Here is a 14,361-nt window from a genome sequence, read left to right on the forward strand (position 1 = left end):
TATAGGTACCAATGGAGCACGCTATGAATAAGATTAGACTACTCATCACCGTCGCCGCTACAGCTATCATTGCAGGCTGCACGGTACCCGGACCTCAAATTGAAATGACAACAAGCCCTGTTCCCACGGAGGCCTTGGATGAGGCCCGTGGAAACGAAAATTATGATCTAGCGGTGAAGTACCACCATGGGTTTGGCTCTCCCAAGAACCTTGCGCTTGCCCACGAGCACTACTCGAAGGCTGTCGCTCAAGGTGACACCCGCGCCCTCAACGAACTGGGCGTACTGCTACTTGATCGTCAATCGGTTCGCCATGACCCAAAGAAGGGCTACAGGCTTATTTCCCAGGCCGCTGAGCTTGGGAACTCGAGCGCTCGCTACAATCTAGGTCTCGCTCATTTTTATGGATTTGCAGGTGTCGAGCAAGAAAAGAGCACGGGTTTTGATCTGATTGCTACAGCTGCTCACCAAGGGCACTACAAAGCTCAATCCTTCGTTGTGGACTGGATTACCTACGAGGCAACTGCGGATGTCGATAAGTCGGCTATCCTGAAAGAGCGCGTGATGGAGCTTTCTGAGGATGGCAAGATCAGCTACTGGGACATTGCTACCCTAGATACCAACTACAGATCACTCTGGGAACGCTTCTTCGAGACCGACCTACAAGATCGTGAAAAGATGCTTTCTGACATCCTGGCTGTAGAGAGCGGTTGTAAGGATTGCATCTCCGACAGCAACTTCGAGATCGCCCGCAAGCTCAAGGAGGTAGAAACCTGGCGGAGTCAGCTCGATACCGATGCTGATGACACTGCCCGTTATAACCTGGGCCTTGCCTATCTGAACGGACATGGTGTCCCTACCAATCTGGAAAAAGGTGCCACCTATATTCTGAAGTCCGCTGATAATGGATATGTCCCGGCTCAGTACCTGCTTGGTAAAATCTTCATGGAAGGCAAAGGCATCGAGAAAAACCCTGGCATGGCCTACGCGTGGTTCAACATCTCAGCCGCTGACACCTGGGGGTTCAGAGAGGCTGAGTGGGCCCGTGCAATGCGTGAATGGTCCGCTGGCTACCTCACCCCAAGCCAGATCTCCGAAGGCCAGAAATGGTCGTCGAACTGGGTGAAAGGTTCCGCATGGTATCTGGGGGAAAGAGCGCAATAATGCCTCTCACATCGAAAGCAATAAAGGTCGCCTTGCTGGCGGCCACTTGCCTTTTTGCCCCTAGTGCTCAGGCGGAACCAGCTGAGGTGTTGAAAAACTTCATCAAGTCAGCTGCGCCCACCGTGGCAATGTGTTCACGTGAAAGACAAGCAATCGAGCACACGGTCTCTTCATTGGACGGAATAAGCTTCCCGTCTGAAGGCAAGTTTGTTCTCGTGAATATCCCAACTGGCATTCTCACAGCCTACGAGGATGGCTCCCCTGTCCTTGAGATGGACATCAAAGTTGGTACTGCCGAGCATCAGACACCAGTATGGACAACACGCCTTACCGAGGTTCGTCTAAACCCTACGTGGACCGTCCCCTGGACGATTGTGAGAGATGACGAATGGCGGAAACGCCTGGTGGAGGAGCCTGAGTTCTTCACACGTAACCGCTTTGAACTCAGAACGCGGGATAACGAGCTGCTGTCGATTGAAGAAGCCTCTAAAAACCCAAACAAGGTCGCTCGATTTGTGCAAAGCCCCGGCCGCTACAACGCGCTGGGAGAATATCGCTTCAATATTGAAAGCTCCTCTGCGATCTACCTCCACGACACGCGAGATCGTCAGAATTTCCATGATGGCAGCCCTCTTACCTTGTCACATGGTTGCGTACGCTTGGAGAAACCTCTGGAATTTGCCAAGTGGTTACTCAACAAGACCGAAGATGAAATCACGGACCTAAAAAGGGACGGGTCTACTCTCGACATTCCTATTGAAGATCACATCCCGCTCGTGATGGGGTACTTCACCGCATGGCCGGACTCTACAGGCGATATTGTTGTATATGATGACATCTACGAAAAAGAGGACAAGATCTGTGGTCAGTGGGAAGCCCATAAAGAACCCGAGTTCTCGCTCGATGATTTATACTAAGGTGTAACCATGAAAATTATCAAAGACATGATTGCCGCCGCCTTGGTCTGGGCCGACTTATCCATGATCGCACTCACCACAGGGATCTGCCTAATGGCAGGCTTAACCTGCTTGAGTATGTGGTCTTCGGCTATATCGCTATGGAACCTTGTAGCGTTCCCATTGGCCCAATGGAATGATTGGCCCGTCGTAAGCGCGTGGCTAACTCTGTCGGTTTCCAACGGGTCTCTCATGTCGGCAGCCTGGGCTTGGATGTACACTTGCGCCGCAGGATTTACGGGGACCGTAAGTGTCCTGGCCGGGCATGAAGCTTACTGCCGCCTTCGTGTGCGCTTAGGGTAACCTAGAACAAGCTTAGTTGCGTACCTGGATCGCAGGCGTCGTCATCTGGGGAAATCCGCTGATCAATGTCTCTGATTTCCTGCTGAAGTCTTAGCTCCAAAGCATCCAGGTATTGAGAACACTGCTCCCGCACACTGACATCATTCACAGTGTCGAGCTGCTCACGAGCCTCTGCCATGGTGGTAACGGCACCAAAGAGTTCAGGACCACCCTCCAGTCGCATGATGATCTCCTTGCGCATGACCTCTAAGCTTTCTGGAGTTTGAAGCTCACTGGGGGCATGCATCGCGATCAGTCGGTTCCCAAAAGCCCGCAGACGCTTGTCTGTCATATTTTCGACAAGAGAGACCCTTTTCTCCCAGTTCTCGGCAGCACAGAATGCGCGTGATACAAACTTGTCCGGAAATGCCCCTCCGTATAGCGTTTGCTCATCGGTCAAAGGCGCTTCTGAAAACTTGTCCTCGCGTTCTTTATCCATGAGCCTAGCGAAGGCTGCCATTTTTTCTTTTATCTGAGGAGTGTTCATGAGCTCAATCCGCTTTGATAGCTCCTCAGGACTAAGTTCTTGTTCTTGGACCTTTGAGGTGATCAACGGATCGTCCGAGGCAAAAAGATAAGGACAGGAGTTGGGACGGACGACCCTGAACGGCACATCTTTTCCGAAAGCGCCACCTGCCTCGATGAGTTCTTCCGGCGTCGAGTTTACCCACGTCTCCGGGTCCTTCGATAGATCGATGCAGAGGATGCCCTTGCTTGCGGTTTCCAGGACGGGGATGATCGGGTGTATCTCAGGACCCTCATAATACGTAAACAAGTATAAGTGGTCGTCTGCTGAAATCATATTTTTCAGCCAACCAGAAACTCGCTTTTGGTTGGACATCTCCACCAGAGAAGCAAGCACGTCTGGTGCATGATCATGGAATCTGTGAAGAAGACCGGCTGTCATAATGCTATCACCGAGAGCGTCATGACTTTGTCCCTTTTCAATTCCGTTGGCTTCGATGACCACTTCTAGTTTCCAGCTAATCTTGCCATCAGCGTCGTGCCCCGGCTTGATGAGCCCTGGTCGCAAGAAGCTTAGAAGACGTACCGCCTGAAAAAGATCAAGCTTTCGTGATGAGGAGCCGGACGTAACGTAAGGATACTGGAAATTGCGGAAGAAAAAATATCTCAGTAGCTGCTCATCGTAGCTTAAAGTGTTATATCCTGTGAATATCCTCTTGCCATTCCCGCGCTGACCGCCCAGAATAGTGCCAATCACGTTAGCCGCTTCGAACTCTGTTGTGCGATCCTCGTTGTCTAGATCTTCTGGTGATACACCAGTAACCTCCAATGCTTTAGGACCTGGGATAGAATACTTGTTACGCCTTATGCTGATGTTTACTCGATCAGTAATATCAAAATTTTCATCGAGTTTGACAAAGCCCCCTTGGATTGGTTGGTCTGTATGAACCTTGAGACCCAAAGCCTCGAAATCAAAGACAAGGTAGTCATCTTTTCTGGCGGCAACGTTTTGCGATCTTTGCGCTCGCGGTCTAATGTTGTTTGCAAATATACGTGACCGCATTGTAGATACACCTGTGTGAATGACTAGACCCCTAGGATATAAGCACAAAATGGCAAGTGATGTAGTTTCATCAGGGTTAAATTGGGAGAAAATATGCTGAGACGAAATTTTGCCAGGAGCACTCAAGTTTCCATAGAACGCCGGGGCAAGAAAAAGCTTCATGGAAACTATCAGAAATTCGACCCAAGCAGCATCTTCTATGATGTCGAGGAAACACCCGGCAATTTTATTGGTCAGGTGACACAGTCTGGTCAGGAGCCACGGATCAGGCTGATCAGTCACGCGCTCGGGAATAAGATGAATGAATTCACTATTCAGTTTCGCAAAGACCTGAACTCAGACACTCCTAAGGAGGCGCCTTCTTATTTTAAGCCTGGCGCCATGAACGCACCTAAGAAAGTCACCTACCCTGGCGAAAAGATGTCGGTCGGTGATATCGTGGAAATGCAGGCTTGCCATATAAGAAATGGCGGCTCCATTTTATGTCCTTGGAACTTCGAGTTGGTAGCCAGAAAAGATACAGCTAACGACCACATCATGATGCCCGAAATGCCGTCATGTTTGATATCGAAAGCAAAGCCCGATGAGCCAGAAAAGCGGGACTACCAGATTGTAAGCGCTGCCCGAGGCGAAGCTAAGACGATAACGAGCTTCCTCGACAACCTATCTATGCTCAAGTCATACCTCGGATACCAAACACCTATGGTGAACGGCTTCATCCTGAGAGGGCCCCTTAAACCAGGTCACAAAGTCTGGCATGGTATGACTTGCCTCAAGACATTAAGCGATATCGAAGAAGACCGCAGCAATGAAGAAGTCATATTCAATTTCTTGAAAGCCAAAGGTCACCACGTAGTCGACCATATTTCTGAAGACAGTCCATGGCAGGTCGTTCCTCTCTATGTTGGTCGACCAACCTTAAAGGTCAGAGATCGTCTAGACCAATCCTTCCAGCAGAAGCACTACATGTCTTTTGGTGTAATGGCCGCGACAGAGCTAAAGTTCGTGAACTGCAACATCGTACTAACGCCCACTATGACAGGTGCGCCAGTTATCAAACACTTCAATATCTGCCGCTCGAAGCCGCTACAGATGGATGCTTCCATCCCAGATCGTGCAATCGAGAAGAAGATCAAAGAAATGTCTGATAACCTGATGCCTGCATGAGCTAGCAAAAGTTAACCACGCATAAAGGCCTACTCCCCACATAGTCCGTAAAGGTCTAACGGGAGCAGGACATGTCTGATAAACAACGCCCAATTATCATTAAGAAGGTGATCGAAGAGGGCGGGCACGGCCACCATGGTGGAGCTTGGAAGGTCGCTTATGCGGACTTCGTTACCGCCATGATGGCGTTCTTCCTATTGCTATGGATCCTTTCCTCAGTACAGGAAGAGCAACTCGAAGGCCTGGCTGATTACTTCACACCCACCATGTCCGAGCAAAACGGAGCTGGTGGGGATGGTCTGCTAGATGGCACGACGGTAGGAGAGCCTGGCACACTAAGCTCTTCTAACTCCCCCATGTCCACGGTTGCTCTACCCCAGTTCGGACAACAAGATCCTATGGATGTACGCCAGACCGGAGAACCTGAAGTGATCACCGAATACATCGAAGTCGAAGCTGACAAGATGCAAGGTGAGCTTGAGCAAGCTATGAAGGCGAAAGACGAACAAAGCTTCGCTAATCTCGAAGAACAGATCGTGCAAGCCATGAACTCTGTTCCAGATCTAAAGCCTCTCATTCCGAACGTCATCTTCGACAAGACAGAAGAGGGCCTACGCATTCAGATCATCGACCAAGAAGGGCAATCCATGTTCTCCTCAGGCAGTGCCGTGGTCGAAGGGCGCACCAAGCAACTAATGAAGCTTGTTGGAGGTGCCGTAGCTCAGCTTCCTAATGATGTCATTCTTTCAGGCCACACGGATGCCGTACCCTTTGCCAACGAGAACGCTGAGACCGGCTACGGGAACTGGGAGCTATCAGCTGATCGGGCGAATGCCACACGCCGCATCTTTACCACATCAGGCGTGGAAATGAATCGCATCCACCGTGTGGCTGGTCTGGCCGACACCGATCCGTTTGATACTGAGAACCCCCGCGCAGCATCAAACCGCCGCATCAGTGTGGTGCTGAAATATGCAGAAGCACCCAACGCGGAAGAGATCCAAGACGCCATGAAGAGGGCAGGTGACCCAGAGGGCCCACATGACGCACACAACACGCCCACAAAGAGCCTACAGGATGACCACAGCGTGACCACCGTAACACCACAGGTCGACCACTCAGAGGGCCCGGCAAAGCGGGAGCGCAAGAACACGATATCCATCGACGAACTACGGGATATGGGTCCTTAAGAGACCTCACCAACGAAAGAGGGGCCCGAAGCATGATGCTAACGGGCCCCTCTTCATAGGATTTATAGAATTCCGTGAATTATATGAGTTCTAGATCATTATCAGACATACGCAGATCTTCAGGATTTTTCATCTGAAGCTTCTTTTCTCCGAGATACTCATTGATATCTAGCTTTCCATAGAGATCAACCTGATGCCCATCTGCTGACAGCAAAGCATCTCCCAGTGGAGTTCCAACACAGTTGAAAAGAATGACGTCAATCATCCCTTCAGCGCCGGTCAACTTACCTTTGACGTGTTCGTTCTTAAGCTTTTTCGCGTCATTGAAAACTCCGCCGGTCACAATGACGCGGGGCTCACTATTACCCTTCCCGAACGGCTTCAGCATATTGAAAGACTCGAGAACGCCTAAGCTCATTGCTCCGCATGAGATTTCGAGGTCTGCTTCAAGTGGCGGACGTTCAAGATCACGACCGCGCTCTCGCATGAATTCCCGCAGTTCTTCCAGCTTCGACGGATCAAGTGTCAGACCCGCAGCTGGAGCGTGACCGCCACCGCCGATCAGAACACCTTCCTCCACCGCAGCAATCACCGCAGCGCCGATATTGAAGCCATCGACACCCCGACACGAGCCCTTACCGCCTTTGCCAATCACAATCGCAGACTTGTCGAATTTATCTTTGATGCGAGAAGCTACGATCCCCACCACACCAGGATGCCAGCTCTCATCGTACACAACGATGACGTTAGTGTCCTTTTGCTGATTTGCTTGCTCGTAGGCAGCTTCCTGAAAGCTCTTTTGCAAAGCTTTACGCTCATTATTGATCTCAACCAACTCGCGCGCGATAACAGCAGCCTCTTCTGGGTCTTGGGAGATCAGGAGACGCGTTCCCCGTGAAGTATCATCGATACGGCCGCTAGCATTAATACAAGGCCCAAAAACAAAACCACAGGTCTTCTCATTGAAATCTTTCGGATCGACCTCGCAAGCTTCAGCCAGTGCCATGAGGCCGATATTTTCCGTCATCCATGGGATGCCGAGCTTAACGTAGGCGCGGTTGGTTCCTACGAGATCCATCACATCGGCGACGGTCCCCAGCGCAGCAATACCGAGCAAAGGACGCATATCATATTCTTCGCGGTTCTCGTAAATCCCCTGCTCTCTCAGGTCTCGACGAAGACCGCACAAAAAGAGGAATACCAGACCAGCAGCACAGAGATAGTAATATTCACCGCTTTCATCATTTCGGTTTGGGTTGACCAAAATACCCTCAGGATGCTCATCCTTAGCTGTGTGGTGATCCAAGATCACAACACCCATACCCAGCTCAGCAGCACGCTTCATCGGTTCAAAGGCCAAGGTTCCGCTGTCCACGACGATCAGAAGCTCAGTGCCTTTCGCTGCAATCTTCTCGATAGCTGGAGTGTTTGGTCCGTAGCCTTCCTTCTCCCGGTCTGGGATATAAAAATCCACTTCCAGCCCTAGGTCTCTAAGAAACAAGACCATCATAGATGTAGAGGTCGCCCCATCCACATCGTAGTCACCGAAAACGCAGACTTTCTCTTTATTCAAGACACCCTGACGGACACGCTCAATTGCTTTATCCATGTCCTTCAAAACCAAGGGGTCAGGCATAGACCCGGCCAGTGTTGGCTTAAAGAACTCTTTGAAATCTGTGATCCCACGTGCGGCAGCCACCTGCACGACTTCAGGGGGTACCCCTGGTACGGAAATATCTTTTGTCTCCGGTACAGTCCATTCCAGACCTCGGATAGATTTATTACTCATGAAAACCTCTAAAAATATGATTGTGGCTGCTTAGTCCTGAAGGAACCAGCCACCACCTTTGTTTTTGCAGACCGTGTTATCGACGATGATCTTGCCACCATTCATCAGGATTTCGGTTTCCAGCTCACGGCAGTAGCGGCCATCTTTGTTGAGTGCCTTGGTGACCTTCACATGGCCTTCCCGCTTCGTTGAACGGTTCGCCCAGCGCACAACATCGCCGGTGGATCGAGACGAAATCGCAGCATTTGCTGCCTTCTCAATATGTTCGTAGTCCGATTTGGCAAAGACGATCTTCGCGTTCTTAAAAATGTATTCGGCGACGTCACCACCGATGCCACTGCCCTTGTAGTAGCGAGCCTTGTTCGGTTCCTCATCGATCTCAATCGCAGGCATGATCGCGGTCGGCACCTTCACGGCAGGGGGCGATGCTGTTGGCTGTTCTGGAAGATAGACAGGAGAGATGTCTCCCACGGGGGCGGTATTGATGGTGCATGCAGCAGCCAACACCAAAATGCTTGTGGCAAGCAGAGTTTTCATAGTGATATCCTTAAATCCTGGGAGCAGTCTACACTCACAAGATCAAATGTCAACTATAGTTGCTAAACCGCAAGTAAAACCATATTTATGCCGAGCACTGCCGCATCTATTCATGAGATTTGTCGCCTAACGGCTTTTGTCAGTACTGCTCTTCAGGGGGAATGAGGGATTTCCCGCCTCCCCGCCGGTAAACCTTTCGCCCAGTCGAAGAACACACCTTAGGAGCCTTAGCACTTTGTTTGACAGCAGGCTTCTCAGCGCTTTCCATCTCGGGATCTGTCCATTTAAACTGACCACTCTTGGCACCATTGGGCAGGACGCTCTCGCGCAAGAACCGCGAGGGCTTCTTGGCTTTATCGTGTCGACGTCTAGCATAGGACACAAGAAGCTGATGTCGGGCCCTAGTCATCCCGACATAGAAAATGCGGCGTTCTTCCTCTAGATTATTGTTCCGGAAGTGCGGGAGCATGTCATCCTCAGCACCCACAAGGAAAACAACATCCCACTCAAGACCCTTTGCCGAATGTAGAGTGCTCAAGAAAACTCTATTCCCTTTGGCTTCCTGACCTTCGTGTAGCTTCTGATAGGCATGATCCAGGAATGCTTTGATGTCGTTCTTCTCAAGCAGCATATTCAGAACAGCTTCGACGGATGTCATCCATGCCCCACTGCGCTCGGGATCCAAGTTGCGAGGACGGTACTCCCACAAAACACGTGCAAGTGGGTTTGCTATCACACCCAGAGGCTCCCCCTTCAACTCCTCGGCGAAGGATCGGCACTTGAAGCCAGCTTTCGTCTTTCCAAAGCCAGTCTTCGTGTCAAATCTCTCATCGCCTACAACAGCAGCGACAGAGGTCACAAACAACGACACTTCAGGTAGCGTCCAAAAAGATCCAGCTCCAACCAGAGTAAAGGGAACCCCGACCTTCTCTAGGTGACGCTGAATGAAGGTAGATATACCAGCCGTTCTAAACAGGATTGCTGTCTTTCGTAGATCTGCACCCCCGTCTACGAGCTTCTTTAGCCTCTGAGCCACCCAGGCCGCCTCTGCCTCCGCATCCACGAACCCTTTATAGAGAACGAACTCACCAGGAGTGGCCTTGCGTGCTGGGCGCATCGTTTTGTCATAACGACTCGCGTTTCTAGAAATCAGCTTGCTCGCCATCCCGATGATAAGAGGGCTACATCTGAAGCTTTCTGACAGGTGATATATTTTAGCGCCTTTGAATATCTTTGAGAAATTCAGGCAATAGTAAGGGCTCGATCCCCTCCACTCATACAAAGACTGGTTTTCGTCAGCCACGGCCCACAGCTGACCGTACTTGCCCAGCGCAGCTTGCAGGAACTCGATCTGAGTTTTGTTGGTGTCCTGAAACTCATCGACAATGAAATGCGTGAACTTGCCATGGAACCACTTGGCGCCCTCCCCGCCTGACGTGAGAACCTTGGTAGCCAAAGTAATCATATCAGAGAAATCGACCTTGGCCTCAGCTAGTCGGGCATTTTCATATTTTTCGTAAGCCTTAGCAGCTCCGGTGGTGAACTTATCCCCGAGCTGTTGAGCTTCCCGCATCGCATCGTCGGGGGTGGATCCTGAATCCTTCCAACGCGAAATCAGATCGACGTAGTTACCTTCTTCCTCGTCCCATTCGATCCCCATAGCATACAGCATCTGCCTCTGATCATCGTCACTGATGATCTCAAAGTCATAGGGAAGACCGGCGTCAGTGGGGTAACGCTTTAGGATGCGAGCACATAGAGAGTGAAAGGTACCAATATGTGCGCCCTTGAGAACCTCATCATGATCCACAGCACCAGAAGCCTGAGCCACCAGAGTCTTGCGAAGACGATCACGAGCCTCGCTCGCTGACTTCTGAGTAAAGGTCGTCATAAAAATGGCATCCAAAGGCACGCCATGGCGCAGCAGCAGGCGACAACGCTCAACAAGCGTCGTTGTCTTACCGGTTCCTGGTCCCGCCAGGACAAGAGCGTGCCCATTTTTATGAGCAGCTGCCTGCTTCTGCGCTTGCGTTATTGGCATCTTATCACCTCACTTAGCTTTCTTGAGCCGCGATCTCCTTCACCAGGTCTTCGATCACCCCTTGAGAGTTATCGTCCACCTCATGTCCCATTTCAGACAGCCGGGCGATCCGCGTTTCGATATCCTGTTTGGCACTGCCCCCGGGGTACCGCCTCGCAAGGCGCTTCCTAGCCTCTTTCGGTCCTATTTCTTGATATAGGCGATTGCGAAGCATGGCGTCTTCGGCAGTGGTCGAGAATGACCACAACTCCAACGGTCCAAGGGTGTTTACCAAGAAGTGCTCATGGGCCCCGTCTTTCATATTCAAGAGAGCTAGGAAGGGAGCACCGCGTGGGCCTGGACCATTCAGCTTGTTCCTCAGAACACGATATGCGGCTGAAGACAGACCAAAGATCTCAGCGGCTCTCTTAGCCCCTGAGTCGGTACCGACACCCATCACCCATACCCCTGTGGCCATCTCAACCATGGAGTCGTCAAAGTCATCTAGAAGCTGTGATGCCAGAGCCACGTGAACACCCCACTTACGTCCTTCCCGGAAGTCGATCATCACCTGATCGCGCACCTGGGGACAGGCTTGGGTACGGTGAAATTCGTCCAAGACGATCTTCTTAGGTGTCTCTTTCAGAGAGCGAACACGCTTTAGGTGATGCTCTCTATACTCACGCGGCATCTGTGTGACAGCCTCTTCATTCAGGTAGAAGTCACGAGCAAGAACGAAGCGTGCAAGCATATAAATGATGCCGGTCTGTTTGTCGGCCGGACCACCACCCCGTGGCGCCACCTCGTCAATATCTAGAGAAACCACACGGCTCTCACCAATATCAAACCGGGTAGGAACGCTGAGGATGTCATACTCCCTGAGAGCAGAAGAAATAGCCCGCTGGAAAACGTCGATCAGAGACTCGCCATTGGCAGTCTTAGCAGAACCATAGACGTCCATGATCTGACCTTTGCGGACGATAACATTGAGGTCTTCAAGTCTTGGAACCGCATGGCGCTGGGCAAGCATAGCGCTGTGAGCGTCGCCAGCTTCGAACAATTGATCGACAATTGACCACCAAGTCTCTTCACTTTCGACCTTTACACCATGCTTAGTGATTGCCTTATCGACCCACGCATCCTCACCTGTCGTGTAGATGCGTGGGTTACCTTTACGGGCACGGTCATCATAGTGCTCATAAAGCTCATCCACGACCATACCGACCAGTTCCGATAGACCCTGAGGAGGCTTCGTCTCACCTACGTTGGTACCCACAAGTGAAAGGAAGTTCACCAGGAAGGCTCTTTCGAGAGGAAGCGGACGGCGGCAGCCCAACTGAGTATCAAAAGGATTGATCGCGTGGTCCTTCTTCATCTGCAAACGCCTGTACTGAGCCAGGTGACGCTGATCTGGTGGAAGCGCCTCTTTGAGCAGCGATATGAGACCCGAAGAAGAAGGTCCGACATCGATAATCGCTACACGAGGAAGCTGCGTACCGGCCGACGAAGAGGTTGCCGAAGGCGATAGACACAACGCCAAGTTACAGGTGTTCAAGAAAACCGACTTTGCCATGCCCGGAGGCGCGAAGATCAGGTCAATGAAGGTCGACTGCTTGGAGGAACCTGGCTCATAGGGCCATGGGCGCCCATCCGGTGTTCTGAATAGAACGGAGCCTTTCTCCCACGGGGAGGCATCCCTATTCCAAGGCATCATGTAGAGCGCGGTATCTAGCGTTGGAGCACCTGCTGGCGCCGTGGAAGCAACATCAACACCTAATGCAGAGGACATGAACGCGGCCAGCGGATCCCCGGCAGAGGATGAGACCGCACAATATCCCCAGCTCTCAACAGAACGCTGCAATTGTGAGATGCGCTCTTCCAAAGCCTGAATGTCAGTTGCAGGGGCCCAGGTCGCAAAGGATACACGATAGCGAACAACAACGTCACCGTTTGCTTTGCGCTCTTGCATCGCAAGGATAGCATCACGGATCTGCTTATTCTCGGAGTTCGTAACACCAACAATGGCAGCTAGCGTGGATTTGACCTGCATGGCACCCGAAAGACCGTTGCCTTCAATCATATAGGATACCCGCCATGGGAACTCTTTCGACTGGATCATACGGTTCAGAAGCTCGGAAAACGGACGTACATCCTGGGGACCAATGGACATATCGAGGGTCGCAAAATTATAGCGGCCGATACGCACGATCCGGGGACTTAGGACCTCAGCACCCCGGCTGAAAATCTGATCTCTCAGAGGCGGAGCAAAAAGATGACTTACGTCGGACTGGTTCCATGACGGGTTGCGAGGGAATACTTGATCGCCATGCAGCGTTGGCTTCCATGGCGCTCCTTCGAGATCAGGGTAAAGACTACCCCGGATCGCGTTCAAACCGTCATGAGCTTCTAGCGGAACAGCACGAAGGTTTAGTTCTCTCAAATCAGCAACCATCGACGCCACATAAGAGTCGTGACGGGTAGCAATTTGCTGAGAGGCCTTGAAGATATCTTGGGTATTCACTGCTGTGGGCCAGAAAGCAGGCCTTTTCGTGGCTTTCTTTACATTCTCAAGCTCTGTCTTCGTCAACACAGCCGGGCGGGTCCAAAGAGCTAAATAGCAGCTCTCCCGGGTAATGAACTTCGACAGGTGTTCCTCACGCTCATCAAAGAGGTCATCAAGCTCTAGCCGAAGCTTGCGCGATACGATCCGTGCAGGTCTATTAAGAGTGCCTACAAGTTCTTTTGACGCATCCGGATCCCGGCTAAACCAAACCTGAAGGCAGTGACCCACCTCACCGAAGTAAGTAGAGAACTTTAGCGCCATCTTTTCGATGGTCGCATTCATCTCTTCTGGTCCCACCATTTTCTTGAGACCATCAATACGAACGATGGTCACCATGGACCCATCGGCGGCGACGATATTATTCGTGCCGGAAATGCCGCTCTCTAAAAAGAAGAAGGAATCCATATTTTTCTTGAACATGGAAGACAGAGCCGAAGAGACACCTGACGTGATGGAATTGAAACCCATTTTTACACCGTTTGTTGTTTGGTGGTCATATACGCATCAAAGGTGAAAATGCGCTTTCATGGTACGAGACCTAATTCATGCAATCCCAAGAAAATGTCCTTGCAATACTTGCTATCCGAACCAGCCAAGTGAAGACTGGTTTCATCTACTTCTTTGCCAAGTACGCCGCTCACCGCCTCACCTAGCGTGGGATACTTATAGCCAGAGCCATACCTGATCCCTACGACCGGTGCAGAGTTTAGCATGGTGCAATAACATGGAGGTAGGATTGGAGACCTATATCCGCCAAGAAAGGCTTTCTCTATTTCAAGCATGGAGAGATCGAATTTTACATGATGCGCCACAAGGATATCAGACTTGGTGACCATATTGTAGAAACCGTCCAATGCTTCGCGGGCCGGAATTCCCATAAATTCACAGTCTTCGGTGGTCCACCCATGAACCATTTCGCTATCGTAATCGATAACCCAGCCATCAGGCTTTATGAGTGTGTCCATTTCTTCAAGAATATTACCTTTTTCATCGAAAAGGTGCGCAGCAATTTGCACCATGCGCGGCTGCTCATGATGAAGGTAAGGAAGATTTTCCCTTACTAAACCCGTGGTTTCTGTATCGAATGATACGCCTATCAACTGCGT

At 51.0% G+C, this 14,361-nt stretch carries 10 protein-coding genes; 4 read left to right on the forward strand and 6 right to left on the reverse strand.

The features are described from left to right. Positions 1 to 23: 23 nt before the first annotated feature. Both J7392_RS02645 and J7392_RS02650 read left to right on the forward strand, forming a co-directional pair. Entirely contained in the window at positions 24 to 1,163 is a 1,140-nt protein-coding gene (locus J7392_RS02645) for a tetratricopeptide repeat protein (RefSeq protein ID WP_209216045.1), read from the forward strand. Next, positions 1,163 to 2,080, forward strand: a complete 918-nt coding sequence (locus tag J7392_RS02650; RefSeq protein ID WP_209216046.1) for a L,D-transpeptidase family protein — start codon at positions 1,163 to 1,165, stop codon at positions 2,078 to 2,080. Before J7392_RS02645 ends, J7392_RS02650 begins: the two co-directional genes overlap by 1 nt. 343 nt (positions 2,081 to 2,423) lie before the next feature. Here the strand turns inward: J7392_RS02650 and J7392_RS02655 are convergent, their stop codons facing one another. Beyond that, positions 2,424 to 3,989, reverse strand: a complete 1,566-nt coding sequence (locus tag J7392_RS02655; protein ID WP_209216047.1) for an exonuclease domain-containing protein — start codon at positions 3,987 to 3,989, stop codon at positions 2,424 to 2,426. Between the two features lie 93 nt (positions 3,990 to 4,082). Here J7392_RS02655 and J7392_RS02660 point away from each other — a divergent pair, with 93 nt between their 5' ends. Continuing rightward, positions 4,083 to 5,156, forward strand: a complete 1,074-nt coding sequence (locus J7392_RS02660; protein ID WP_209216048.1) for a hypothetical protein — start codon at positions 4,083 to 4,085, stop codon at positions 5,154 to 5,156. Positions 5,157 to 5,227: 71 nt separating this feature from the next. Next, positions 5,228 to 6,346, forward strand: a complete 1,119-nt coding sequence (locus tag J7392_RS02665; protein ID WP_209216049.1) for a flagellar motor protein MotB — start codon at positions 5,228 to 5,230, stop codon at positions 6,344 to 6,346. Positions 6,347 to 6,425: 79 nt separating this feature from the next. On the opposite strand, the gene recJ is transcribed toward J7392_RS02665, so the two are convergent. The 5 genes from recJ to J7392_RS02690 form a co-directional block, all read right to left on the reverse strand. Next, positions 6,426 to 8,135 (reverse strand): single-stranded-DNA-specific exonuclease RecJ, encoded by a 1,710-nt coding sequence (gene recJ / locus J7392_RS02670; RefSeq protein WP_209216050.1) that lies wholly within the window; start codon positions 8,133 to 8,135, stop codon positions 6,426 to 6,428. Between the two features lie 30 nt (positions 8,136 to 8,165). Next, positions 8,166 to 8,672 carry an RT0821/Lpp0805 family surface protein gene (locus J7392_RS02675; protein WP_209216051.1) on the reverse strand — a complete coding sequence of 169 codons (507 nt, stop codon included), beginning with the start codon at positions 8,670 to 8,672 and terminating at the stop codon, positions 8,166 to 8,168. A 139-nt stretch (positions 8,673 to 8,811) separates the two neighbouring features. Beyond that, the gene (locus tag J7392_RS02680) at positions 8,812 to 10,713 is read right to left on the reverse strand and encodes an ATP-dependent helicase (protein ID WP_209216052.1); all 1,902 of its coding nucleotides are present in this window, start codon (positions 10,711 to 10,713) and stop codon (positions 8,812 to 8,814) included. 13 nt (positions 10,714 to 10,726) lie between these two features. Further along, entirely contained in the window at positions 10,727 to 13,723 is a 2,997-nt protein-coding gene (locus tag J7392_RS02685) for an ATP-binding protein (RefSeq protein WP_209216053.1), read from the reverse strand. 56 nt (positions 13,724 to 13,779) lie between these two features. After that, a complete protein-coding gene (locus tag J7392_RS02690; RefSeq protein WP_209216054.1) occupies positions 13,780 to 14,355 on the reverse strand; it encodes a 3'-5' exonuclease in 576 nt (191 codons plus the stop codon). Positions 14,356 to 14,361: the final 6 nt, after the last annotated feature.

It is taken from the genome of Sulfitobacter sp. R18_1, from assembly GCF_017743915.1.
Lineage (GTDB): Bacteria > Pseudomonadota > Alphaproteobacteria > Rhodobacterales > Rhodobacteraceae > Sulfitobacter > Sulfitobacter faviae.